At 73.5% G+C, this 24,862-nt stretch carries 18 protein-coding genes; 9 read left to right on the top strand and 9 right to left on the bottom strand.

Annotation, left to right across the window (positions count from 1 at the left end; translation table 11 throughout):
• Positions 1 to 30: 30 nt before the first annotated feature.
• Genes AC1UE4_RS17115 through AC1UE4_RS17105 form a run of 3 tightly spaced genes read right to left on the bottom strand, consistent with a single transcriptional unit; the run spans position 31 to position 5,636 of the window.
• Positions 31 to 2,733 carry a penicillin acylase family protein gene (locus tag AC1UE4_RS17115; RefSeq protein ID WP_482918517.1) on the bottom strand — a complete coding sequence of 901 codons (2,703 nt, stop codon included), beginning with the start codon at positions 2,731 to 2,733 and terminating at the stop codon, positions 31 to 33.
• 41 nt (positions 2,734 to 2,774) lie between these two features.
• Complete coding sequence (locus AC1UE4_RS17110; RefSeq protein ID WP_482918516.1) at positions 2,775 to 4,430, bottom strand: FAD-binding dehydrogenase; 1,656 nt, start codon at positions 4,428 to 4,430, stop codon at positions 2,775 to 2,777.
• A gap of 24 nt (positions 4,431 to 4,454) precedes the next feature.
• The gene (locus AC1UE4_RS17105) at positions 4,455 to 5,636 is read right to left on the bottom strand and encodes a phospholipase D-like domain-containing protein (protein ID WP_482918515.1); all 1,182 of its coding nucleotides are present in this window, start codon (positions 5,634 to 5,636) and stop codon (positions 4,455 to 4,457) included.
• 78 nt (positions 5,637 to 5,714) lie between these two features.
• Between AC1UE4_RS17105 and AC1UE4_RS17100 the strand changes: the two genes are divergently transcribed.
• Positions 5,715 to 6,488 (top strand): DUF6597 domain-containing transcriptional factor, encoded by a 774-nt coding sequence (locus tag AC1UE4_RS17100; RefSeq protein ID WP_482918514.1) that lies wholly within the window; start codon positions 5,715 to 5,717, stop codon positions 6,486 to 6,488.
• Positions 6,489 to 6,498: 10 nt separating this feature from the next.
• Complete coding sequence (locus tag AC1UE4_RS17095) at positions 6,499 to 7,368, top strand: prenyltransferase/squalene oxidase repeat-containing protein (RefSeq protein WP_482918513.1); 870 nt, start codon at positions 6,499 to 6,501, stop codon at positions 7,366 to 7,368.
• Here AC1UE4_RS17095 and AC1UE4_RS17090 read toward each other — a convergent pair.
• The 4 genes from AC1UE4_RS17090 to AC1UE4_RS17075 form a co-directional block, all read right to left on the bottom strand.
• Positions 7,358 to 8,083: a hypothetical protein gene (locus AC1UE4_RS17090; protein ID WP_482918512.1), complete on the bottom strand. Its 726-nt coding sequence runs from the start codon at positions 8,081 to 8,083 to the stop codon at positions 7,358 to 7,360. The genes AC1UE4_RS17095 and AC1UE4_RS17090 overlap by 11 nt on opposite strands.
• Before the next feature lie 78 nt (positions 8,084 to 8,161).
• Positions 8,162 to 9,712, bottom strand: coding sequence for a S8 family peptidase (locus AC1UE4_RS17085; RefSeq protein WP_482918511.1), 1,551 nt, complete (start codon positions 9,710 to 9,712; stop codon positions 8,162 to 8,164).
• A 53-nt stretch (positions 9,713 to 9,765) separates the two neighbouring features.
• Positions 9,766 to 12,318, bottom strand: a complete 2,553-nt coding sequence (locus AC1UE4_RS17080) for a putative bifunctional diguanylate cyclase/phosphodiesterase (protein ID WP_482918510.1) — start codon at positions 12,316 to 12,318, stop codon at positions 9,766 to 9,768.
• A gap of 78 nt (positions 12,319 to 12,396) precedes the next feature.
• Positions 12,397 to 14,355 carry a putative bifunctional diguanylate cyclase/phosphodiesterase gene (locus AC1UE4_RS17075; protein ID WP_482918509.1) on the bottom strand — a complete coding sequence of 653 codons (1,959 nt, stop codon included), beginning with the start codon at positions 14,353 to 14,355 and terminating at the stop codon, positions 12,397 to 12,399.
• 211 nt (positions 14,356 to 14,566) lie between these two features.
• Between AC1UE4_RS17075 and AC1UE4_RS17070 the strand changes: the two genes are divergently transcribed.
• Together AC1UE4_RS17070 and AC1UE4_RS17065 are read left to right on the top strand one after the other, a co-directional pair.
• Entirely contained in the window at positions 14,567 to 15,799 is a 1,233-nt protein-coding gene (locus AC1UE4_RS17070; protein ID WP_482918508.1) for a DNA cytosine methyltransferase, read from the top strand.
• The gene (locus AC1UE4_RS17065) at positions 15,763 to 16,215 is read left to right on the top strand and encodes a very short patch repair endonuclease (RefSeq protein WP_482918507.1); all 453 of its coding nucleotides are present in this window, start codon (positions 15,763 to 15,765) and stop codon (positions 16,213 to 16,215) included. The genes AC1UE4_RS17070 and AC1UE4_RS17065 overlap by 37 nt, the downstream gene beginning before the upstream one ends.
• On the opposite strand, the gene AC1UE4_RS17060 is transcribed toward AC1UE4_RS17065, so the two are convergent.
• Positions 16,170 to 17,891, bottom strand: a complete 1,722-nt coding sequence (locus tag AC1UE4_RS17060) for a CHASE2 domain-containing protein (protein WP_482918506.1) — start codon at positions 17,889 to 17,891, stop codon at positions 16,170 to 16,172. The genes AC1UE4_RS17065 and AC1UE4_RS17060 overlap by 46 nt on opposite strands.
• 106 nt (positions 17,892 to 17,997) lie before the next feature.
• Complete coding sequence (locus AC1UE4_RS17055) at positions 17,998 to 19,479, bottom strand: LVIVD repeat-containing protein (protein WP_482918505.1); 1,482 nt, start codon at positions 19,477 to 19,479, stop codon at positions 17,998 to 18,000.
• 71 nt (positions 19,480 to 19,550) lie between these two features.
• On the opposite strand from AC1UE4_RS17055, the gene AC1UE4_RS17050 reads away from it, so the two are divergent.
• The 5 genes from AC1UE4_RS17050 to budC all read left to right on the top strand — a co-directional run bounded on the left by AC1UE4_RS17050 (position 19,551) and on the right by budC (position 24,854).
• A complete protein-coding gene (locus tag AC1UE4_RS17050) occupies positions 19,551 to 19,817 on the top strand; it encodes a DUF6812 domain-containing protein (RefSeq protein WP_482918504.1) in 267 nt (88 codons plus the stop codon).
• 113 nt (positions 19,818 to 19,930) lie between these two features.
• Positions 19,931 to 22,078: a hydantoinase/oxoprolinase family protein gene (locus tag AC1UE4_RS17045; protein WP_482918503.1), complete on the top strand. Its 2,148-nt coding sequence runs from the start codon at positions 19,931 to 19,933 to the stop codon at positions 22,076 to 22,078.
• 114 nt (positions 22,079 to 22,192) lie between these two features.
• Entirely contained in the window at positions 22,193 to 23,062 is an 870-nt protein-coding gene (locus tag AC1UE4_RS17040) for a transketolase (RefSeq protein WP_482918502.1), read from the top strand.
• The gene (locus AC1UE4_RS17035; RefSeq protein ID WP_482918501.1) at positions 23,059 to 24,033 is read left to right on the top strand and encodes a transketolase family protein; all 975 of its coding nucleotides are present in this window, start codon (positions 23,059 to 23,061) and stop codon (positions 24,031 to 24,033) included. Before AC1UE4_RS17040 ends, AC1UE4_RS17035 begins: the two co-directional genes overlap by 4 nt.
• Complete coding sequence (gene budC / locus AC1UE4_RS17030; RefSeq protein ID WP_482918500.1) at positions 24,030 to 24,854, top strand: meso-2,3-butanediol dehydrogenase; 825 nt, start codon at positions 24,030 to 24,032, stop codon at positions 24,852 to 24,854. Before AC1UE4_RS17035 ends, budC begins: the two co-directional genes overlap by 4 nt.
• The last annotated feature ends 8 nt before the right edge of the window (positions 24,855 to 24,862 follow it).

The following is a 24,862-nucleotide window of genomic DNA, read 5'->3' as shown; positions in this document are numbered from 1 at the left end:
CGCTGTTACCCGCCAGGGCTTCGTCACTCACTAGGACCCGAACTCGACGACCTGCTGGAACGTCGGGCGGTTCTGCCACGGGATCAGCGGCTGCGTGATCCCGCCGAGCGGCCGGTGCCAGATCGCGTCGAAGCACTCCGGCGACGGGTCGGACGGGCACTGCGGGTCGGTGTAGAGCTTCGCCGGATCGGCGGCATCGAGCGCCGCGAGGAGCGACACCTCCAATGCGCGAGCGCAGCGAGCGCGCCGGGATGCGGAGACCCGCACGGGCGCGGACCCGCCCGCCCCGCAGAACGTCCGCTGCCACCCGCGCACCCGCCGGCCGAGCACACGCCGGAGGTCCTTCTGGACGAACCCGTACCAGCCGTACTGCCACGCCGACCCGAGGTGGTCGTGATGGTTGTTCGGGTGGTTGTCGAGCTCGTTCACCGCCGCCATCGCGTCCACGGCGCCGCGGCCGAGCGCCGGCTCGAACACCGCGCGCACGAGCCCCGGCCACCACGCGTCGAGGAGCACGATCGCGTCGCGGTGCTCGTAGCGCCCGTCGCCGTCCCGGTCGATCCGGTGCGCGCCGTCGGCCGCCCACGCCGACAGCTTCGCGACCGCGTCGACCGCGCGCGGATCGTGCACCCGCCCGCGCAGCACGCGTAGCGCCCACGGCAGCACCGCGTCGCCGCGCAGATCAACCGTCGCCGCGTCGGCCATCGCCTCGGCCAGCGCAGGCAGCGTCGCCTTGCGCGGCCCCGCCGTCAGCGCCGCCACCCGCCGGGCGAGCAGCTGCTGGCGCGTGACCGGCCCGAAGCTCCAGTTGTTGTCGGCCGCGCCGTACCCCTGCGCCTGCTTGCCGTTCCAGTCGGTGATCCACGCCTGGTCGACCACGCGCGGGTGCGTGGCCGGCGGCGTGCTCTGCTCCACCAGCGACGCCGTCGACGAGCCGAGCGGCCGCCACTTGCGCCACGGCAGCGACGACGCGATCGGCAGGCTCGGATCGGTGCGCGACGCGCGGAGCGGGTTCGCCCCGGCGTTCTGGTAGGCGATGTGGTCGCGGTCGAGGTAGAACCAGTTGAACGTGAACGGGACGAGCCCGGCCGCCCGCTGGAAGTCCTGCGGGCTGCGGATCTGCGCGGGGTCGTTGAAGCGGCTGAACGCGACGCCGCTGTCGGCCTCGTGCCCGTACGTGCTGCGCAGCGCGACGAGCAGGACGCGCTTGCCGCGGACCGTCGCCCGCCCGCGGACGAGGCCGAGCTTCGTCCGGTACGCCGTCAGCGTCTCCGACCCCGCCGGCGTCTGGTCGGCGGCGTTCGGCTGCCAGGCGTTCGTCCGCACGAGCGTCTCGATCCGCTCGCAGCGGCCCTCGAAGACGTACCCGGCGTCGCCGTCGCACGCCGGGACCGCGAAGGTGTCGACGAGGTCCTGCGCCGACGTCGTCGCGCTCCAGGCGTAGTCGCGCCCGCGCCCGATCTGGACGTAGAGGTTGATGCCGGGGAACGCGACGCCGCGGGCGTCGAGCCCCGGCGCGTGGACGTCCTGCTCCATCAGCACCTGCGGCGAGAAGTAGGCGGTCTGCGGCCCGAAGACCGCGAGCGGGTGGCCGGAGGCGGACTCGCGGGCGGAGACGACGAGGGCGTTCGACATCCCGCGCGGCCGCACGCGCGCAGCCTCCGAGAGGACCGCGCCGGGAGAGCCTGCGCGAGCGGACGGCGACGACGCCGTGCTGCCCGGCCCGCCCGCCTTGCGCTGCAGCTCGGTCATCACGACGCTGCCGGCGTCGGGGACCGCCATGCCGCGCGGCCGGCGCGGATGGCCGGCGTACGGGAACCGCTTGCCGCGGACGGTCGTGACCGCCTCGGGGTCGTCGACGCTTCGGAACTGGCGCCAGACCGCCGTTCCGCGTCGAGCGCCGAACCGCTGCCGCAACGCCGTCAGCGCCAGCGACGACTCGATCTCCTTGCCGCCCCCCACGCCGAAGATCGCGCCGACGACGGCCGCGGTCGCGACGGCATCCGAGGCGGTGAACGGCTCCGGCCCCTGCGGCCGGCCGATCGCGGCGTACTCCCCCGGCATGAGCAGCGGGTTGAGCTTCGCCTCCGCGACGTACGCGTTCACGCCGCGCAGGTACTGGTCGAGGTCCTGCCGCACCCGGTCGGACTCCGCCTCGAAGCCGGGCGGGCGCAGCTGCGTCTGGGCGGTCAGCTCGTCCTCGGTGTACGGCGCGTTCGCCCACATGAGCGCGTCGAACGCCCGGTTCGCCGGCGCGCCGCCCGCGAAGCTCGCGAGCTGCCCGCGGCCGAGGTGGCGGAAGACGTCCATGAAGAACAGGCGGTCCTCGGCGGTCGCGTAGCCGATCCCGAACATCGCGCCGTCCCGGCTGTCCGAGGTGATGTGCGGCACGCCGGCCGCCTCGTCGCGCGTGATCGTCACGTCGGCGCGCGGCGAGTACGTCCGCTCCTCGTCGCCGGCCGGCACGCCGAACGGCGCGGGCTTGAAGAGCGTGTCGAGCGTCGTCTCGTCGAACGGCCGCGCCGCGCCGATCAGCCCCGCGTAGCGCTGCAGCTGATCGTCGTTGTGCGCCGGCCGCTCGCCGGTCGACAGGAACCGGCCGAGCTCGAGGGCGTTCGCCCGTCCGTTCTGACCGGGAGGCAGGATGTTCCGCACCGGCTCGGCGGCGGCCGCCAAGGACGGGACGGCCAGGCACGCGGCGATGGCGAGCGCCGACCCGATCCTGCGTGGCATGGCGCGGGAAGCTAGAGCGACGCGCGGAGCGGTGCGGCAGTTCAGCCGCGCGCGAGCGCCCGGCCGGCGGCGCGGCCCGAGAAGATGCAGCCGCCGAGGAACGTTCCCTCGAGCGCGTTGTAGCCGTGCACGCCGCCGCCGCCGAACCCGGCCACCTCGCCCGCGGCGTACAAGCCGGGGAACGGCGAGCCGTCGGGCTTCATGACCTGCGAGTCGAGGTTCGTCTCCAGCCCGCCGAGCGTCTTGCGCGTGCAGATGTTCAGCCGCACGGCTATGAGCGGTCCGTGCTCGGGGTCGAGCAGGCGGTGCGGCTTGGCGACGCGGATCAGGCGATCGCCGCGGTAGCTGCGGGCGTTCTTGATCGCCATGAGCTGCATGTCCTTCGAGAACTTGTTCTCGATCTCGCGGTCGCGCGCGAGGACCTGCCGCTCCACCGAGGCGAAGTCCAGCTTCGGTCCGCGCGCGATCTCGTTCATCCCCGCGACCAGCCCGTGGAGGCTGTCGTGGACGACGAAGTCGACGCCGTGCTGCTTGAACGCCTCGACCGGGCCGGGGGCGCCGCCGCTCAGCCGCGACCGCGCCATGAGCATCCGGTCCTTGCCCGTGATGTCCGGGTTCTGCTCCGACCCCGAGAGCGCGAACTCCTTCTCGATGATCGTCTGCGTGAGGATGAACCACGAGTAGTCGTAGCCCGTCGAGAGGATGCGCCGCAGCGTGCGCAGCGTGTCGAACCCGGGGAAGTTCGGCGCCTCCATCCGCTCGCCGGTCGCGTCGAGCCACAGCGACGATGGGCCGGGGATGATCCGGATCGCGTGCTGCGGCCAGACCGGGTCCCAGTTGTGGATGCCCTCGACGTAGTGCCACATGCGGTCGCGGTTGACGAGGTTCGCGCCCGCGTCGATCGCGATGTTCAGCATCCGGCCGTCGACGTGCTCGGGAACGCCGGAGATCATGTGCTCGGGCGCCGGGCCGAGGCGGTCGGCGGGCCAGTTGCGCCGGATCATGTCGAAGTTGTGGCCGATGCCGCCGGTCGTCACGACGACCGCCGGCGCACGGAGGTCGAACTCGCCGACGACCTCGCGCGACGTGGCGACGCCGCGCGCCGCGCCGGTCGGCTCGAGCACCGCGCCGCGCACGCCGACCGCCGCGCCGTCCTCGACGACGATCTCGTCGACGCGGTGGCGGAACCCGAACTCGACGAGGCCGCGCTGCTCGCCGGCGAGCACCGGCTCGAGGAACACGCGGACGACCTCGGGGCCGGTCCCCCACGTCAGGTGGAACCGCGGCACCGAGTTGCCGTGACCCAGAGCGCGGCCGTCCCCGCGCTCCGCCCAGCCGACGATCGGGATGACGCGCAGGCCGAGCTCGTGCAGGTAGTCGCGCTTCTCGGTCGCCGCGAACCGGACGTACGCCTCCGCCCACTGCCGCGGCCAGCGGTCCTCGCGCTCGCGGTCGAACTGCGCCGACCCGAGCCAGTCCTGCAACGCCAGCTCGTAGGAGTCCTTGATCCCCATCCGCCGCTGCTCCGGGCTGTTGACGAACAGCAGCCCGCCGAGCGACCAGAAGGCCTGGCCGCCGAGGTTGTTGCGGTTCTCCTGGTCGAGGACGAGGACGCGGCGCCCGGCCTTGACGAGCTCGTGCGTCGCGACGAGCCCAGCGAGGCCGGCGCCGACGACGATGGCGTCGGGCTCGGTCATGGGGCGCCGGAGGCTACCGCCGCGTCAGAGCAGCGGCGCCAGCGCGCCGAAGACCTTGCAGCGCAGCCGCTCCCCCGCGCCGGTCGCGGGCCGGCCCGCCGTCGAGATCGCCGCGGCCGGCGCCATGAAGCGCTCGTCGAACTGCGCCGCGAGCTCGGGGGAGCGCACGAGGACGTCGATCTCGAAGAACCGCTTGAGGCTCCAGCCGTCGAGGTTGCACGTGCCGAGCAGCACGTCCTCGCCGTCGCGAACGAGCACCTTGGCGTGGAGCATCGCCGGGTGGCCGAGGATGCGCACGCCGGCGTCGATCAGCTCGCGGTGGTGCGCGAGCTGCGCCGCGGCGCACGCCTTGTTGTTCGCCTTCGCGGGAACGAACATCCGGACGCGCACGCCGCGCCGCGCGGCGTCGCGGATGCGGCCGATCATCGGCGCGTCGGTGATGTACGGGTTGACGACGTCGAGCGTCTCCTGCGCGCCGTCGATCAGCCGGCCGATGCGCGTGGTGATCGGCCGGTAGCGGCCGGGCGCGTTGTGCAACACGGTCGCCGGCACCGTGCCCGGCACGTGGTCGTGCGCGGGCAGCAGCTCGTCGAGCTCCTCGATCGGCACGGTCCCGCCGAGCCAGCGGAACGTCGCGAGGAACACGACCTGCAGCTGCGAGACGACCGGGCCGGTGAGCCGGAGGAACGCGTCGTGGAAGCGCCCGTCGGCGAAGTGGTCCTCGATGCCCGCGCCGCCGACCCAGCCGACGCGCCCGTCGACCACGACGAACTTGCGGTGGTCGAAGTCCCCGAGCGACGACGGCGACCGCGGGCGCAGCGCGTGGACGACGCGGACCTCGATCCCGCCCGCGCGCAGCCGGTCGAAGAACGCGCGCCCCGCCCGCCCGCGGTGCGAACCCGACCCGTCGACGACCAGACGAACGCTCAGCCCGTCCGCGGCCTTCGCGAGCAGCACCGACGCGAAGCGCTCGCCGATCTCGCCGGGCCGGAAGCCGTACTGGTCGATGTGGATCGACGACGTCGCCGCGGCGAGGTCGTCGAGGATGCGCGGGAAGAACGCCGCGCCGCCCGCGAGCACATCGGTCGTCGAGGCGGCGCTCGTGGGGAAGCGCAGCGCGAGGTCCGGCAGCTCGACGGGTGCCTTCAGCAAGTGCGCCGCGCGCACGTGGAGCTGGTCGGTGCAGTCGTCGATCCCGAGCGCCATGGCGTGATCTTCGCCCCGCGTCCGCATGCTGCCCTCACCTCTTCGGGGTGAGGCTGGAGGGGTACCCTCGGCCGTACGGTGCCGCCGACGTACGTCGAAGCCCCGGTCGAGCCCTCCCTGCGCGGCGTGGTGCGCTGCGTGTGGTGGCAGCGCCCGGCCGCGGCCCGCGACCAGCGCGTCGTTCCGGACGGGTGCGCCGACCTCATCTGGATGGCGGGGGAGCTCACGATCGCCGGACCCGACCGCGGGCCGCGGATCGCGCCGCTGGCCGAGGGCGACGAGGTGCTCGGGATCCGGTTGCGCGCCGGCGCGGCGGGCGGGGTGCTCGGCGTGCCGATGACCGAGCTGGCCGACCGCCAGGTGCGCGCCGACGAGGTGCTCGGCGACGACGCATGGGCGGCGGCCGAGCGGCTGGCCGCCGGCGCCGGACGGAGCGCGCTCGAGGACCTCGTGCGTGCCCGCGGAGCCGTCCCCGACCCGCTCGTCCAAGCGGCGGCCTGGCAGCTCACGCGCCCGCGCGCGCGAATCGCGGACGTCGCCGCCGCGCTCGGCGTCGGGGAGCGGCGCCTGCACCGCCACGTGACCGCCGCGGTCGGCTACGGCCCGAAGGTCCTCGCGCGCGTCGCCCGGCTCGAACGGCTGCGCCACCTGCGCGACGAGCCGTCGCTCGCCCGGCGCGCGCTCGCCGCCGGCTACGCGAGCCAGTCGCACATGGCCGATGAGGTCCGCCGGCTCACCGGCCTCACCGCCGCCGGCTTCCTCGAAGAGGTCGACGGCTCGTCGGATGGCCCGCCGCGGCACGAGGCGGAGGCTGTCCGTTTCCCGGAAGACGCGGACGGTCCGCGCGCCTAGCGTCCCGGCCATGAGCATCGACGTCCAAGCCGCGGAGCGGTTCGTGCTGTCGGCCGCCCGCCTCCTCGACCGCCATCGCCTGGCGGTCCTCCTCCACGGCGCGTCTCCCGACGGGGCGCTCGCCGCGCTCGCCGCGTATCGCAACCCCGATGGCGGATTCGGGCACGCGCTCGAGCCCGACGTCCGCACCGCGACGAGCGAGACCACCTCAACGCTGCACGCGCTCGACGTCCTCGACCACCTCGGCCGGCTCGACCACCCGTGGGTCGGCCAGGCCGCCGAGTGGATCGCGTCCGTGTCGCACGACGACGGCGGCGTGCCGTTCGTGCTGCCGGAGGCGGCGTCCGCGCCGCACGCGCCCTGGATGGTGCCGTCGGACGGCGGGTCGCATCTGACCTTCGCCCTGGCCGCGGTCTTCGGCCGCGCCGGCGTCGTGCACCCCTGGCTCGACCGCGCCCGCGAGTGGTGCTGGGCGCGGCTGGAGGGCGGCGAGACGCCGACCGCCTACACGGTGAAGTTCGCGCTCATGTTCCTCGACGCGACCGACGACGAGGAGCGGGCGCAGCGCGCGCTCGGCCGGCTCGGCGCGTTGATCGGCGAGGACGGCACGCTGCCCGTCGCGGGCGGCACGGAGGATGAGCGCCTCACGCCGCTCACCCTCTCCCCGCACCCGGGCGCGCGCTCGCGCTCGCTCTTCACCGGCGAGCAGATCGCCCGCGACCTCGACCGCCTCGAGCGCGGCCAGGCCGACGACGGCGGCTGGACCTTCGACTGGCTCGCCTGGAGCCCCGGTCAGATCGTCGAGTGGCGCGGCGCGCTGACCGTGAACGCGCTCGCCACGCTGACCGAGCACGAGCGGCTGCCGGCGCTCACCCGCTGACCCGCATGGCGTAGATGTGCACGCCGCCGAGGACGGTCGCCTTCATCGCCTGGTTGACGAGGCCGCAGCCGGCCCGGACCGTGTAGCCCTTGTACGGCACGTGCAGGTCGCCGGTCATGACGAGATGCTGGCCCTGCTTGCGCAGCGAGTTCGTCACCTTCGCGAAGCGCAGCAGGGCGGCGTCCGCTGTCTCCGGTCCCTGCAGCGAGTCCTCGATGAACCCGTAGAGCGTGCACTCGACGCGCCCGTACTTGTAGGACGAGTCGTAGACGCCGCCCTCCACGTTGCCGGTGGCGAAGACCATCCAGTGGCCCTCGGGCAGCTTGAGCGGCTTGGACACGACCTTCCCGGAGATCGTCAGGACGACGTCGTGGCCGACGGGCGCCGACGTCATCAGCTGGCCGCCGCCGGTGCCCTGCGGTCCGGCGGGGCCCTGAGGTCCCTGCGGCCCGGCCGGGCCGGGCGCGCCGTCGCTGCCGGGCGTGCCGGGACGGCCGGCCTGGTTCCACGTGATGGCCGCTTCGCCCGCCGCGCACGAGACGTTCGCGTCGACGAGCCGGACGGCGCCCGACGAGCCGGCGCCCGCGCCGGTCGTGTAGCAGGCGTGGATGATCCCGGACCCGTCCGGGATCGCGGCGAAGGCCAAGCCGCCGGTCGCGACGACGAGCGCCACGGCGGCGATGGCGGTGGAGGGTGAGACGCGCGGACGAGGCATGGCCGCGACCGTACGCCCGGGATCCCGTGCGGCGGAAGGGCTGGAGGCGAGGTCGAGACCAGGTTGAGACCGAGCGAGCTACTTGCGCCAGTCGGTCGACCAGGTGCTCTTGGTCCAGTCCGCGCGCGACGGCGTCACCGAGCCGTCGGCCTCGAGCGAGCAGTCGCAGCTCCAGCTGGACTTCGCCCACGACGCGGTGAGCTCCTCCGGCGCGGTGCGCCAGCTCGACTTGCTCCACGACGACTTCGTGTAGTCGATCCCGCCGTCCGCGGCGGAGAGCAGCGTGCTCGGCGCGAGGTCCTCGTTGGAGCGCAGCTCGTCGTCGCCCGCCCGCGAGGCCTTCACCGCGTCGACCACGCGGCCGCCGCGAACGGCGCGGGTCGTGCGCAGCAGCGCGCCCTTGACCTGGTCCGGCGTCCACGTCGGGTGCTGCTGGAGGACGTCGGCGACGACGCCGGCGACGACGGGCGCCGCCATCGACGTGCCGCCCGCGCGGATGTAGCTGCCGTCGGTGACGCACGACGGGCACATCGACGCGAACGCGCTGTCGGGGGCGAGGTTCGACACGATCCGCGCGCCCGGCGCGTAGATGTCCGGCTTGGCGAAGCCGTCCTGCGTCGTGCCGCGGCTCGACCACGACGTGACGGCGTCATCGCCGATGTTCTTCGTGCCCTGGTCGTCGGCCGCGCCGACGGTGATGACGTACGGGTCGTTGCCCGGCGCGTGGTGGACCGCGTCGTCGGCGCCGCCGCGGTTGCCGGCGGCGGCCACGACGACGATGCCGCTGAACCACGCCGCCTCGACGGCCGCGTCGAGCGGGTCGGTCTTGTACGACTCGGCGCTGGTCGACTCGAGCGAGAGATTGACGACGCGGATCCCGAAGTCGTCCTTGTGGTCGACGACGAACTGCAGGCCGTAGATCACGTCGAGGACGGTCGCGTCGCCCTCGTCGTCGCTGACCTTGACCGAGATGAGGTTGGCGTCGGGCGCAGCGCCCGCGTACTTGCCGAAGAGCTTGTCCTTCCTCTGCCGGTAGCCGTCGTTGCCGGCGATGATCCCGGCGACGTGCGTGCCGTGGCCGTACGTGTCGGTCGCGGTCTCGGCGTCCGGGTTCGTCACGACCGACTGGACGACGCGCGACCTCCCGTCGGACTGCGAGACGCGGAAGCTCTCGAGGTCGCCGGCGATGCCCGTGTCGATGACCGCGACGCCGATGCCCTTGCCCGTCGCCTCCTTCCACAGCTCGGCGGTCCGGGCGGACTGGTTGTAGGCGGTCGCGATCTTCTTCGGGTCGAGCGGCTTCGCCTTGCCCTGCGGTGCGATGGCAGCATCGGCCGAGACCGCGCGAACGCGCGCATCCGACTCGAGCTCGCGAGCGGCTGCGGGCGTCAGCCGCGCGGCGAGACCGTTGACGATCGGCAGCTCGCCCGTGACGCGGCCACCCGCGCCCTCGACGAGCGCCCGGCCCGCCGCAGCGTCGACGCCGGGCCGCAGCTGCACGATCACGGTCGTGTCGCCGGCCGCGGCACGGTCGGTGGCCGACGCGGCCAACGAGGCGAGCAGCACCAGCGCGAGCACCACGATGACCTGCCACCGGATCCTGCTGCGCTCTCGGACCTGCACGCTCACTGGTGCCTCCATCGGCCGACCTGAGCGTTCCTTCAGGAAAGCGGACGGATGATCTAGCCGTCGGCGCGCCACGCGCCCGCGGGCAGCACCGTCCGCGGCAGGATCCGCCGCGCGCGGTCGGGCCGCGCGAGCAGGAAGCCCTGGCCCAGCGTGGTCTCGCGGCGGCTCAGCGCGCGCAGCTGCTCGTGCGTCTCGATCCCCTCCGCGACGACCTCGAGGTCGAGCGCGGACGCCAGCTCGCAGATCGTCCGCACGAAGACGTCGTCGTCGGCGGTCAGCCGGTCGATGAACGGCTTCGGGATCTTGAGCATGTCGAGCGGGAGCTCCTGCAGGTAGCTCAGCGACGAGTAGCCGGTGCCGAAGTCGTCGAGCGCGACGCGCACGCCGGTCGCCCGCAGCGCGCGCAGCGCCTCGACGCTGCGCGGGTCGGTGAGGAGCCGGCTCTCGGTGATCTCGAGCACGAGCTCGCGCGGGTCGACGGCATGCTTGGCGAGCGCGTCGCAGACGCGGGCGACGAGGTCGTGCTCGGCGATCTCCACGGACGACAGGTTCACGTGCACGGCGACGCCCTCGGTGCCGCCGCGCTGGTCGCGCCAGATGCGCGCCTGGCGGCAGGCGTCGTCGAGCACGAGCTGGCCGATGCGCAGGATGAGCCCGGTCTCCTCGGCCAGCCCGATGAACTCCGACGGGCCGACGAGGCCGCGCACGGGGTGGTTCCATCGCACGAGCGCCTCGGCGGCGACGACGCGGCCGCTGGCCAGCGCGACGATCGGCTGGTAGTGCACGTCGATCTCGCCCTGCGCCAGCGCGCGGGCGAGCTCCTCCTTCAGCGAGTGCCGGCGCACGATCGCGGCGCCCGCCGCGGGGTCGAACAGCTCGAAGCGGCCCTTGCCGCCGACCTTCGCCTGGTACATCGCGATGTCGGCGTTGCGGATGAGCTCGTCGACGTCGGCGTCGACGCCGGCCGCGGTGGCGATGCCGACGCTGAGGTGCACGGCGACGAGCTCGTCCCCGGCCGCGATCGGCAGGCGGAAGGCGTCCATCAGGCGCTCGGAGAGCACGGTCGCCATCTCCTGCGCGCCGCTGCGCTCGGCCAGCAGCACCGCGAACTCGTCGCCGCCGAGCCGCGCGACGAGGTCGTCGCGGCGCAGGCACTCCTGCAGCCGGTGCGCGACGCCGCGCAGCAGCTCGTCGCCGACGCCATGGCCGAGGCTGTCGTTGACGGTCTTGAAGTCGTCGACGTCGATGAACATCACCGCGACCTCGTCGTCCTCGGCCGCCGCCAGGGCGGCGCGGACGCGCTCGTGGAACAGGCTGCGGTTCGGCAGCCCGGTGAGGGGGTCGTGGTAGGCCTGGTGATGCAGCTCGTCGCGCAGCGCGCGCAGCTCGCCGACGGCCTGCTCGAGGCGGTCGTTCTGCAACGCGGCGCCCGCGTTGTTGGCGAGCGTCTCGAACAGCGCGCGGTCGTCGCGCCCGAACCCGCGGACGACGCCGAACCGGTTGGCGATCATCAGCGTCCCGATCACGCGGCCGTCCGTCCCGAGCGGCGCGAGCATCGCGTGCGTCACGCCGCGCTCGGCGAGGTAGCGATCGACGTCGGCGATGCCGGTGGCCCCGTCGACGACGCGAACGCCGTCAACCGCGAGCACCCAGTCGCGCAGCCGGTCGGCGACCTGGACGTCGAGGGGGCGCATGCTCTCGCGCTCCCCGCCCGCCGTCATCGTCGTGCGCAGCGGCAGCGTCTCGGCGCTGTAGAGCACGAGCTCGGCGCACTCGGCCCGGAAGGCCTCGAGCGATCCGAGCAGCAGCGCCTCGAACGCGTCGGCCGCCTCGGGCGAGCGGGCGAGCGTGCGGTTCGCCTCGTAGAGGAACTCGAGCCGGTCGTGGCGCTCGCGCGCGGTCATGTAGGCGCGGTACACCGCGAAGACGGTCAGCGCGGGGACGACGATGAGCACGAGCCCCCACGGCTGCTCGATGAGCACCATCGCGGCGACCAGCCCGAGCGACGTGTTGGTCACGGTCACGGCGAGGTTCATGCCGAACATCTCACGGAGGCGGGGCAGCTCGATGCGCGCCTCCGACAGCGAGATGGCGACGCTGATGAGGCCGACCGCGATGAGCGCGCCCGCCTCGATGCCGAGCAGCACGGCGATCGCCGCGCCCGGCGTGACGACGTCGCCCGGCGCGACGAGCGCCTGCACGACGATCGCCGCCAGCGTGTTGGTCAGCGCGAACTGCGCGGTGTTGAAGACCAGCTTGATCGGCGGCAGCCGGCGGTCGAAGCCGAAGACGAGCAGCGACCCGGCGAGCGTCGCCGCCAGCATCTCGCCCGGCGTGCAGAACAGCAGGCCGAAGACGAGCGGCAGGTCGCCCAGCGAGAACGAGTGAGCGTGGTGGCGGAAGTGCAGGTGCACCACGCAGCGCTCGGCGGCGGCGATGGCGATGGCCAGCCACCACCACTCGACGTGCGGCTCGAGCAGCGCGGGCCGTCCGGCCGCGAGCAGGACGAACAGCACCGCCGCGGCGAGCGCGACGAGCACGTTCAGCGTCCAGACGGGATGGGGGACAAGCCGCCGGGGACGAGCGGATGCGACGGGATCCGTCACGGGTACGAACGTCCCATTCGGCACGAGCTCGGGATCCCTTGAACCCCGGGCGCGATCTGGGCGCGCCGACGTGCGCTGTCAGGGCGCGCGGTGGAAGCGCGCGACCTCGCGCGCGTCGAGCCAGGCGCGCATCTCCGCCGCCGGCATCGGGCCCGCCAGCAGGAAGCCCTGCGCCTCCTCGCAGCCCCACTCGCCGAGCAGGTCCCAGGTCTCCTCGGTCGTGACCCCCTCGGCCACCACGCGCAGCCCAAGGCGGTGCCCGAGGTCGATCGCGGAGCGCACGATCGCCCCGTCGCTCTCGCTCTCGCGCATCGCGAGGACGAACGAGCGGTCGATCTTCAGCTCGTCGAGCTCCAGCAGCCTGAGGTGGCTGAGCGACGACGTGCCCGCGCCGAAGTCGTCGAGCGCGATCCCGACGCCGAGGCGCCGCAGCCGGTTGAGCACGTCGATCGTGCGCTCGGGGTCGGCCATCACGACGTCCTCGGAGACCTCCAGCTGCACCATCCCGGACGGGAACTCGCTGCGGACCAGCAGCGACGCGACCTCGGCGGGCAGGCCGAGGTCGAGCAGGTCGGCCGGCCCCAGGTTGACCGCGACGCTGAGGCCGAGGCCCTCGCTGCGCCACTGGCGCACCTGGGCGACCGCCTCGCCGATGACGTGAGCGGTCAGCGCTCGGGTCAGGCCGCTGTGCTCGACGAGCGGCAGGAACTCGCCGGGCATGAGCAGCCCCCGCTGCGGATGGTTCCAGCGGACGAGCGCCTCGACGCCGTTGACCTCGCCCGTCGCCAGCGACGCCTTCGGCTGGTAGTGCAGGACGAGCTGGCCCGCTTCGATGGCGGTGCCGAGCTCGCCCACGAGCGCGAGGCGGTCGCGGCTGTAGCCGTCCCCGGCCGGGAGGTAGACCTCGTGGCCGGTGCGCTTGCGCTTGGCCTCGTACATCGCGATGTCCGAGCGCTGCAGCAGCCCGAGCGCCGTCCGCGCGTGCTCCGGGTGCAGCGCGATGCCGACGCTCGCGTTGATGTGGACTCTGATCTCCTCCACCCGGAACGGGTCCTCCAGCGCCGCGCGCAGTCGCAGCCCAGCCGTGCTCGCCGCCTCCTCGTCGCCGGGCGCGAGAACGAGCGCGAACTCGTCGCCGCCGAGCCGCGCCATGAGGTCGTGGTCGCGCACCGCGTGCGCCAGCCGCGGGCCGATCTGGCGGAGCACCTCGTCGCCCGCGTGGTGGCCGAGCGTGTCGTTGAGCTCCTTGAAGCCGTCGAGGTCGATGAGCAGCAGCGCGAGCGGCTCGCCGCGGGCGACGAGCAGGTCGAGGCGGTCGAGCAGGTGGCGGCGGTTCGCGAGGCCTGTCAGCTCGTCGCGGCGCGCCATCCGGTCGCTCTCGCGGATGCGGCGCGCGACGGTCACCCCCGCCCGCGCGATCCCGACGAGCACCGTGATGATCGCGAGCACGCCGGCCGCGCTGCTGAGCATCAGGAACTGGTTGACGCCGAGCAGCGTCAGCGCCGCGACGCTCACGCCGACGAGCGTGGCGAGCACCGTCCAGCGGAAGTCGGGGCCGGCGTCCACGCGCGCCTCGATCTGCCAGGCGCCGGCCGCCATGAGCGGGGCGGCGGCGACCGCGATGCCGGGGTCGCCCGCGCCGAGCAGCGCGACGCCCCCGGCGACGAGCAGCATGCACGGGCTGGGCTGCCAGCGGCTGAGCGCGAGGCCGCCGGCCGCGCCCGCGAGCGCCATCGCCGGGCGCGCGTGGAGGCCGGCGAAGACGGCGAGCCCGGCGACCGCGCAGCCGACCATCACGGCGTCCATCCACGACAGGACCGACACGTGGTCGAAGCGCTCCAGGACGACGAGCGCGAGCCCGGCGGTGCCCAGCCCGATCGCGATGTGCCACGCGACCGAGTCGGCGTCGCCGAGCGCGGCCACGGCGCCGGCGACGAGCGCCGCCGCCAGGACGAGCCTCGCCGGGCGCTTCCCGGCGCGGACGAGAGCGGCGATCCCGCACACCACCGCTCCGGCCGCGAAGATCCCCGCTGCCACTTCACCGAGCAAGTCGTGGGTGATCGTGACCTACGGCCCGGTCGGCGCCCGCATCCGGTCAACGACGGGTGACGACGGGCGACGTGCCGTCTTCCGGTGTCTTCGATGCGAGCTGTTCCACCGCCGCGAGGGGCGCTGCAAGACCCCCACCACGCGCTCGACGCCCGTTCTAGGAGATCCGCCGACCGCGCCCGTACCGTTGCGCGGGCCGATGCCCGTCGCCGCCCCCGCTCCCGAGGCGCCCGCGCGGCGCCGCGCGCGGGCGGCGCACACCGTCGTCGACCTGTTCTCGGGCGCCGGCGGGATGAGCTGCGGCTTCGCGCGCCACCCGGCGTTCGCGATCGCCGGCGCGGCGGACGCGCAGATCGGCAAGCCGAGCAGCGGCGCCGGCACGCTCGGCTGCAACGGCTCGTACGCAAGGAACATCGGGGTCGCGCCGCTCGAGGTCGACCTCGCCGCGATCGCGCCGGAGGAGCTGCGGGACCGGCTCGCGCTGCCGGACCGCCCGGTCGTGCTGTCGGCGTGCGCGCCGTGCACCGGCTTCACGCGCACGCTCGCGCGCAACCACCTCGTCGACGACGCCCGCAACGCGCTCGTCCCGCGCGTCGCCGCGTTCGCCGCCGCGCTGCGGCCCGAGGTGATCGTCATGGAGAACGCGCGGGAGCTGCTCATGGGCCGCTTCGCCGGGCACTTCGCGGCGCTGCGCGCCGGGCTCGAGGACCTCGGGTACCGCGTCGGTGCGGAGCTGCACGTCCTCTCGGACGTCGGCGTGCCGCAGCGACGCGAGCGCGCGCTCGTCGTCGCGGTGCGCGACGAGCACCCGCTGCGCTCGCTCGCCGACCTGTGGGACGGGCTGACCGTCCGCCCGGAGGCGACCCACGTGCGCCGCGCGATCGCCGGGCTGCCGCCGGTCGCGGCGGGCACGGCGCACCCGGAGGACCCCATGCACGTCTCCCCCGCCTTCGCGTCGGACGCCAACCGCCTGCGCCTCGCCGCGATCCCGCGCGACGGCGGCTCGTGGACCGACCTGCTGGGCGACCCGGCGACCGAGGCGCTGCTCACGCCCGCGATGCGGCGCCGCGCCGCCGCGGGCGACCTCGGCTCGCACCCCGACATCTACGGCCGCCTGGCGTGGGACCGCCCCGCCGCGACGATCAAGCGCGAGTGCGGGCACGTCGGCAACGGCCGCTACGCGCACCCGGACCAGGACCGGCTCTGCACGGTCCGCGAGCTCGCGCTGCTGCAGGGGTTCCCGGCCGACTACGCGTTCGTCTCGAGCAGCCTCGCGAACCTCTACCGTCACGTCGGTGATGCCGTCCCGCCGCTCGTGGCCTTCCAGATCGCCGCGCTCGTCGGCTGGATCCTCGGCGGCGACCGGCCCCCGCCCGAGGACCTGGTGCTCCCGGCGTGCAGCCTGACGGCGGACGACCTCGTGGCGGCGTAGCGGCGCCGGCCGACGCGGGCGTCAGCGCCCGCATGCGCGCGCAGCGCGAGCGCGACACGGGCATCGAGCGCGCGCTGCGGTCGCGCCTGCACGCGCAGGGGCTGCGCTTCCGGTTGCACCGCCGGGTGCTGCCCGGCCTGCGCCGCGAGGCCGACCTCGTCTTCCCGCGTGCGCGCGTCGCGGTCTTCGTCGACGGCTGCTTCTGGCACGGCTGCCCGGAGCACGCGACGTGGCCGAAGAACAACGCGGACTTCTGGCGGCGCAAGATCGAGACGAACGTCGCGCGCGACCGCGACACCGACGCGCGCCTGGCGGAGGCGGGCTGGACGGTCGTCCGCGTGTGGGAGCACGAGGCGCCCGACGCGGCGGCTCAGCGTGTCGCGGCGGCGGTCAGCGGCGCGTCGGCGACCGGCTGACCCGGGTCGCGGCCCTGCAGGCGCAGGAACGCGTCGGTGATCTCGGGATCGAAGTGCAGGCCGCGCTGGCGGGCGATCTCGTCGAGCGCCTCGTCAACCGGCCACGCGTGCTTGTAGGGGCGTGCCGAGGTCAGCGCGTCGAAGACGTCGACGACGGCGACGATCCGGCCGGCGAGCGGGATCTGCTCCCCGCGCAGCCCGTTGGGATAGCCGGTGCCGTCCCACTTCTCGTGGTGGGTGCGCGCGATGACCTCGCCGAGCTGGACGACCTCCGAGGCCGACCCGTCGAGCAGGTCGCTGCCGACGCCGGTGTGGCGCTCCATGAGCAGCCGCTCGGACGCGGTCAGCGGGCCGGGCTTGAGCAGGATCGAGTCGGGCACGCCGATCTTGCCGACGTCGTGCAGCACCGAGGCGTGGCGGATGCGCTCGGCCTCATCGGCGGGGACGCCGATCGCCAGCGCGAGCCGCTGCGCCTGCGCGCTGATGCGCGCGACGTGGTCGCCCGTCTCGTTGTCGCGCAGCTCGACCGCGCGGCTGAGGCGCTCGATGAGCTCGAGCTGGGTGGCGCGGACCTCGGCGGTGCGCTCGCGCACGCGCTCCTCGAGCAGCGCGTTGTAGCGGTCGGCGCGGCGGCGCTCGTGCGTCTCGAGGAAGTACCCGACGACGAGCGTCGCGGCGGTGGCGACGAGCAACGCGGCCAGCGGCGCCGCGACGACGAGCACGAGCCCGGCGAGGAAGAGCCCGTACGCGGCGGCGGCGTAGGCGACGGCGATCACCGGCGCGACGAGGGCAGCGCGCGTCGCGCGCATGCGCAGCGCGGCGAGCGGGACGGCGAGCGCCAGCAGCGCGATGGCGAGGAAGGCCAGCCACGACGGCGCGGTGCGCAGCGGCAGGCCGCGCATGGCGGTGCGGATGGCGTTCGCCAGGACCTCCGGGCCGGCCATCGTCGTGTCGCCGCTCGTGGGCGTGCGATGGAGGTCCTGCAGCGACGGGGCGCCGGAGCCGATGACGACGATCCGACCGCCCACGGCGTCGCGGTCGAAGCGGCGGTCCAGCACGTCGACGAAGGAGAGCCGCGGCACGGTGCCCGGCGGGCCTGCGTAGTCGATCCAGGCACGCCCGTCCCGATCGAAGTCGCCCCGGTTCAGGTGCCTGCCCGCGCGGCGGGCGACCGTGACCGCGATGGTCGCGAGCTTGCCGGTCTCGTAGGGGAAGTCGCGCAGCACGCCGCCCGTCTCGTCGGGCAGGTTCGCGTCGGCTGCGACGGCCTTGACCGCGCGGAGGTTCGCGTCACCGCCGAGCACGTTCGTGCGGCCCTCGCCGTCGCTCTCGGTCGTGGCGAGCACGCCGCCGCCGATCGCGCCGATGGCGTCGTACAGCGCGAGGTCCTCGCGCGGGTCGGCCGACGGCTCGGTGAACTGGACGTCGAAGACGATCTCGCGCGCCCCGGCGGCGTGCAGCGCGCGGGCGGCCTTGCCGAAGCGCGACCGTGGCAGCGGCCACTGCTCCTTCAGCGCCGAGAACGTCTTCGCGTCGACGTCGACGAACGCGACGTCCTTGACGACCTCCGCGGGACGGACGCGGAAGCGCGCGTCGACCGTGTCCGCCTCGACGCCGTCGAGGACGGGCGTCAGCTGGACGAGCAGGCCGGCGGCCAGCGCGAGGAGCCCTGCCACCAGCAGCCCACGGCGACGCGTCGCCTCGATCGAGGGCCATCCCTGCACATGTGCTGCTTCGGCCGCCCGCCCCCCGGCTGGAGGGCGAGCGGACGAACATCCGGGGCTAGGAGCGGACCTGGCCGTCGCGGATGAGGCAGAAGGCGGACTTGTAGTCGCCCAGCTGCCCGTCGCCGGTGACGGCCGCGGTCAGGTTGTCGAGCTCGATCTCCGCGGCGGCCGGGGAGAGGAACGTCCCGGTCGAGGTCGACTGCGGCTTCGTGGCGTCGAAGCGGTAGACGTCGAACCCGCGGTACAGGTCGTCGCCGTAGAGGTAGAAGCTGCCGTCCTTCTCGATCCCGGGCGTCTTGGCGGCCCACGTGAACGCGTTGCCCGTCTGGTAGAAGCCGATCTGCTTCATCGCGCCGCCCAGGGCGGTCGAGCCCTGGCCGACGCCGACCGGCGCGTCGGCAAGCCCGCTCAGGTCCACGACCCGCACGCCGCCCATGTAGTAAGCGACGGTCATGATCTGCTCCTTCTCGTGGATCTGGAAGACGTGCGCGGTGCACGTGTTGAGCGGATCGTCGGGCTTGGCCTGGATGTCGTCGATGTTCCAGTAGCCGACCTTCAGCGGCAGCGACTCGTCGGTCACGTCGAAGACGTGGAAGCCGCCCGTCGGGCAGACGGCCGGGCCGGCCGCGCCGGCGACCTCGTCCTCGACGAGCAGCAGCTCGCGGACGGGCTCGCCGTTCTCGTCGCGGATCGTGTACGGGCTCGCCTGGTGCCAGACGTTGATGGCCTCGTCGTCGAACTCCGAGACGACCGACGGGTTGGCCGGATCGGTCGTGTCGATGATCACGCCGTGCGAGAGGGCCGCGGAGTACGCGCGCGTGCCGTCCGCGTTGAAGGTGATGTCGTGCGACTGCGTACCCAGGCCGGGCAGCGCGGTGAAGCTCAACGACGCGGTCTGCGCCGGCTTCGCGAGGTCCCGGATGTCGAAGACCTCGATCGTCGGCTCGAAGTTCGTGATGAGGTCCGAGTTCGAGTTGTAGAGGAAGTCGCCGCTCGGATGGACGGTCATGTTGTGCGACCCCGTCGGGATCGGCACGAAGGAGACCGTCCTCGGCGCGGTGGGCTTCGACACGTCGACGATGAGGGTTCCGAGCTTCGCGGTGACCGTCCCGTCCTCGGACGTGTCGGTGGCATCGAAGCCGGCCGCGGTCGCCTGCTCGTAGCACGTGGACTCCGCCGCCGCGGTGGTGTCCTCGTAGTCGTTCGTGTACGTCAGCAGCGTCTTCTTGCCGCGCTTGAAGATCTGGACGTCGCCCTGGCTCACCGCGCAGTCGAACACCGCGACGCGCTTGGCCTCGGTCGGCTTCGTGATGTCGATGACCTGCAGGCCGTTGATCTCCGATCCGGCGAACGAGTACTGCTTCGTCCCGATCTTCGCGAACTCCAGATCGGACCCGTTGCTGTCGCCTTCGGCGACGTACGGGATGTTCTTGACGAACGACATGTTCTCGCTGTGGCGGTCGTCGGCGGCGAGCGCGGGCGTGGTGCCCGACAGCAGGCCGACGCCGACCGCGGCGAGGGAGGTACGGAGACGCATGAAGTTCCGAACGTCACGAAGCGCCGGAACTGGCGCTCAAGGCCCGGCGGCCGCCGACCGATGGTGAGGACATGCAGCAGCAGCGCCGCGAACGGGTCGAGCTCGAGACAACGCGTCACCGGATCACCGGGTCGCTCACCCTTGCGGCCAACGGCTTCCGCAGTCGCCTCTCCGACCTGCTCAACGCGTCCGAGCGCGAGTTCATCTCGCTGACGGACGTGACCCTGGAGCCGCTCGAGGGCGGCCAGCCGGTGCAGCGCGACTTCATCGCCGTCTCGCGCGCGCACATCGTCTTCGTCACCCCGCTGGGCGACGACGACGCCGCTGCCGCGGCCTAGCCCGCGCCTCGACACCCGCTTGTGGGATCCGCCCAATGCGGTCCCGCGTGGCCTCGCGCGACCTGGCGAGTCGAACCATGGCCGCTGCTCCGCGCCGGCCGTAGCGTCGGCGCATGCCCGACACGCAGCGCACGCCCCGCGTCCTCGCCATCGACGCCGGCGGCACGATGACCGACACCTTCATCGTGGACGAGACCGGCGAGTTCGTCGTCGGCAAGGCCCAGACGACGCCCGACGACGAGAGCCGCGGGCTCATGGAGTCCGCCGAGGACGCCCTGCGCCAGTGGGAGTCGACGCCCGAGGCGTCCTTCCCCCGGATCCAGTCCGCGGTGTTCTCCGGCACGGCGATGCTCAACCGCCTGCTGAGCCGCAAGGGACTCGAGGTCGGCGTGATCGTCACGGCCGGCCAGGAGGACGCGCTGCGCGTCGAGCGCGGGATCCAGACGTACCTCGGCTACTCGTACGCCGACCGCCTGCACGTCGCCACGCACTTCCACAACGAGCCGCTCGTCCCGCAGGGGCGGATCCACGGCGTGCGCGGCCGCATCGACCTGTTCGGCACCGAGGCGCTGCCGCTCGTCGAGGAGGACGTCCGGCGCGCCGCGCGGGCGCTGCTCGACCAGGGCGTGCAGGGCATCGCGGTCTGCCTGCTCTTCTCGTACGTCAACCCGGCGCACGAGCAGCGGGTCCGCGCGATCCTCGAGGAGGAGAAGGCGGCGCGCGGCGTCAACGGGTCGTGCCCGCTGTTCCTCTCCTCCGAGCTGTACCCGGCCAAGCGCGACCTGCCGCGGCTGAACACCACGCTCATCGAGGCGTACGCGGCCGAGCCCTCGCGCGGCACGCTGCGCTCGGTCGCCAGGCGCACGAAGGAGCGCGGCGCGGCGTTCGAGCTGCGCGTCATGGCCTCGCATGGCGGGACGATCTCGACCGACGCCGACAAGCTCGCCACGACGCTCGTCTCGGGCCCGATCGGCGGCGTCGTCGGCGGCCGCTGGCTCGCCGAGCAGATCGGCCTGGAGAACGTGCTGTGCACCGACATCGGCGGCACGTCGTTCGACATGGCGCTGCTCGTCGACCGCGAGTACGCGGTCCGAACGACGCCGGACGTCGCGCGCTTCCTGCTCAACATGCCGCTCGTCGAGATCGACTCGGTCGGCGCCGGCTGCGGCTCGTACGTGCGGATCGACCCGCACGCGCGGCGTCCCGAGATCGGCCCCGACTCCGCCGGCGCGATGATCGGAACCGCGTGGCCGGAGGGCGGCGTGACGACCGTGTCGATCACCGACCTCAACCTCGTGCTCGGGCGCCTGAACCCGGAGTACTTCCTCGGCGGCCAGGTGCAGCTCGACGTCGACCGCGCCCGGTTCGAGGTCGACCGCCAGATCGCGAAGCCGCTGGGCCTCGGCGTCGAGGAGGCCTCGTCGGGCGTCATCGAGCTGTTCGAGAGCTCGCTGCGCAACGACGCGATGGGCCGCGTCCTCGGCAAGGGCTACGGCCCCGAGGACTTCACGCTGCTCTGCTACGGCGGCGGCGGTCCGCTCCACGTCGCCGGCTACACCGCGGGCGTGCCGTACGAGCGCGTGCTCGTGCCGGAATGGGCCGCCGGGTTCAGCGCGTTCGGGTGCGCGTGCGCGGACTTCGAGTACCGCTACGACCGCCAGGTCGACCTCGCGCTGCTGCCGACGATGGGCGACGCCGAGCGGCGCGCGATCGGCGCCGAGCTGGGAGCGGCGTGGCGCGGGCTCGAGGACCGCGTCGCGACGGAGTTCGGCCGATCGGGCTACAGCCGCGACGCCGTGTCGTTCACCCACATGGTCCGCATGCAGTACTACGGCCAGCTCATCGACATCGAGGTGGCGTCGCCGCACGCCGAGCTCACCTCGCCCGAGGCGGTCGCCGACCTGGTCGCCGCGTTCGAGCACACGTACCGCAACATGTACGCGCGGTCGGCCGGCTCGCCGGAGCTCGGCTACCTCATCGCGCAGGCGATCGTGAAGGGCTCGGTCCCGATCGAGAAGCCGACGCTGCCGCGGCTGCCGCACGAGACCGGCGCCCCGCCGGTCAAGGAGGTGCGCCAGGTCTGGTGGACCGACGGCTTCGTGTCGACCGACGTCTACGAGATGGACGACGTGCGCAGCGGCCACGTCATCGAGGGCCCCGCGGTCATCGAGGCCGAGTCGACCACGTTCGTCGTCCCGCCCGACCGCCGCACCCGCCTCGACGAGCACGGCATCTTCCACCTCACGCAGAAGGATCGCTGACGTGGCCGCCGTCGACACGGCTCCGCCTGTCGTCGCGCTGCCGCTCGAGGAGCGCGACCCGATCCACTTCGAGGAGCTCTTCTCGCGGCTGCGCGGCGGCCGGGAGCTCCCCGCATGACGACACCCACCACGACCGGCACGCTCGAGCGTGGCCGGACCGCGACGCCGGACGAGCTGCGCCGCCGCGCGGACTGGATCCGCCTGCGCACGATCGACCTCACCGACACCGCCGGCAGCGGCCACTACTCGAGCGTCTTCTCATGCGCCGAGATCTTCGCCGTCCTCTACTACCACGCGCTGCGCCTGCGCCCGGCGGAGCCGCGCTGGGCCGACCGCGACCGGTTCCTGCTCGGCAAGGGCCACGCCGCGATCGGGCTCTACCCCGTGCTCGCGGACCTCGGCTTCTTCCCCGAGGAGTGGCTCGAGTCGTACACGCGGCTCGGCAGCCCGCTCGGCGACCACCCCGACATGCGGCGCGTGCCGGGCGTCGACTTCAGCTCCGGCTCGATCGGCCACAACCTCTCGGTCGGCGCGGGCATGGCGCTCGGCGAGCGGCTCGCCGGCCGCGACTCACGGACGTGGGTGCTGCTCGGGGACGGCGAGCTGCACGAGGGCCAGGTGTGGGAGGCCGCGATGGCCGCCGCGCACCACCGCCTCGGCGGGCTCGTCGCGATCGTCGACCTCAACGGGCGCACGCTCGACGGGCGCATCGAGGAGGTCATGGGGATCGAGCCGGTCGCCGACAAGTGGCGCGCGTTCGGCTGGGACGTCGCCGAGGTGGACGGGCACGACGTCGACGCGCTGCTGGCGGCGGTCGACGGCGTCGGCCCCGTCGACGCGGACCGGCCGACGTGCCTGCTCGCCCGGACGGTGAAGGGCCACGGCGTCTCGTTCATGGACGACTCGCCCGCGTGGCACCTGGGGTTCCTCGGGCCGAAGGACCGCGAGCGCGCAGAGGCCGAGATCAAGGAGCGGATGCGATGAGCACCGAGCTGCTGGACGAGCAGTCCTGGAACGTCCTGACGTCGCAGCCGATGATGGCGTCGCTCGTCGCCGGCGACGAGCTGGCGCGGATGGCCGACGAGCGCGACGACATCGTCGTTCTCACCGCCGACCTGATGCTGTCGAACCGGACGAACGACTTCCACGCGCGTCACCCGGACCGGTTCATCAACGTCGGGATCGCCGAGCAGAACATGGTCTCGATGGCGGCCGGGCTTGCGACGTGCGGGCTGATCCCGTACGTGTCCTCGTTCGCCTCGTTCGTGTCGCTGCTGTGCGCCGAGCAGCTGCGGACCGACCTCGCGTACCCGGAGCTGCCCGTGCGGATCCTCGCCCACCACGCGGGCATCGCGATGGGCTTCTACGGGACCTCGCATCACGCGACCGAGGACATCGCGGTGACGCGCGCGATGGCGGGCATGACCGTCGTCGCACCGTGCGACGCCAACGCGACGCGCGCCGTGCTGCGCGCGACGGTCGACACGCCGGGGCCGGTCTACGTGCGGCTCGGCCGCGGCCGCGAGCGAGACGTCCACCCGGCGCCGCCCGAGCTCGTGCCCGGCGAGCCGATCGCGCTGCGTGACGGCGGGGACGTCACCGTGATCGCCACCGGCGTCGGCGTCCGCGCGTCGCTGCAGGCGGCGGAGCTGCTGGCCGCCGAGGGCGTCTCGGCGCGCGTGCTCGACGCGATCTGGCTCAAGCCGCTCTCCGCCGACACGATCCTCGACGCCGCCGGCACCGGCCTGGTCGTGACGGTCGAGGAGCACAACGTCATCGGCGGCCTCGGCAGCGCGGTCGCCGAGATCCTGGCGTCCGCCGGCGCGGGCGCGCGGCTCGTGCGCCACGGGATGCAGGACGTCTACGCCGACGTCGCCCCGCCGACGCACCTCTACCGCCACTACGGCCTGTCCGGAGACGGCGTCGCCACCGTGATCCGCGAGGCACTGGCGTGACTCGGCCGGTCCCCGGGCGCCATGCCGGACGGGTAGCGATCGTCACCGGCGCGGCGTCGGGGATCGGCCTCGCGACAGCGGCGCGCTTCCTGGCCGAGGACGCGAGCGTCACGCTCGCCGACCGCAACGCCGAGGGCCTCGACGCCGCGATCGCCGGCTTCGACGGCGCGGGCGACCGGGTGCTGCCCGTCATCGTCGACGTCACGGACGCCGACGCCGTCGAGGAGATGGTCGAGCGAACGGTCGAGCGCTTCGGCCGGCTCGACGTGCTCATCAACAACGCGGGCGTCGGGCGGCTCGGCCACGTGACCGAGCTGTCCCCCGAGCAGTGGCGGCGCACGATGGCGGTCAACTTCGACTCGGTCTTCTTCGGGTCGCGCGCCGCCATCCCCCACCTCGCCGAGACGGGCGGGTGCATCGTCAACACCGCGTCGATCTCCGGGCTGCTGAGCGACTACGGCCTCGCCGCGTACTCGGCGAGCAAGGGCGGCGTCGTGACGCTCACCCGCAACATGGCCGTCGACCACGCGGCCGACGGCGTACGCGTGAACTCCGTCTGCCCCGGCCCCGTGCGCACCGAGATCACCGCGCGGATGATGGACGACCCCGAGATGGCCGCCGCCTACGCCGAGCTCATCCCGATGGGCCGCGTCGCGCAGACCGACGAGATCGCCGCGGCGATCTCCTTCCTCGCGTCCGACGACGCGTCGTACGTCACCGGCCACAACCTCGTCGTCGACGGCGGCGTGACCGCGGTCACCGGGCAGCCGAACTTCCGCAAGCTCTACGGCGAGAAGCTCGCGGGCCGGGGCCGCTCGTAGGCGTGCAC

The sequence above is a fragment of the Parviterribacter kavangonensis genome (assembly GCF_056863335.1).
Note: the sequence above shows the minus strand (reverse complement) of the source record. Positions and strands in the feature narration are given on the sequence as shown.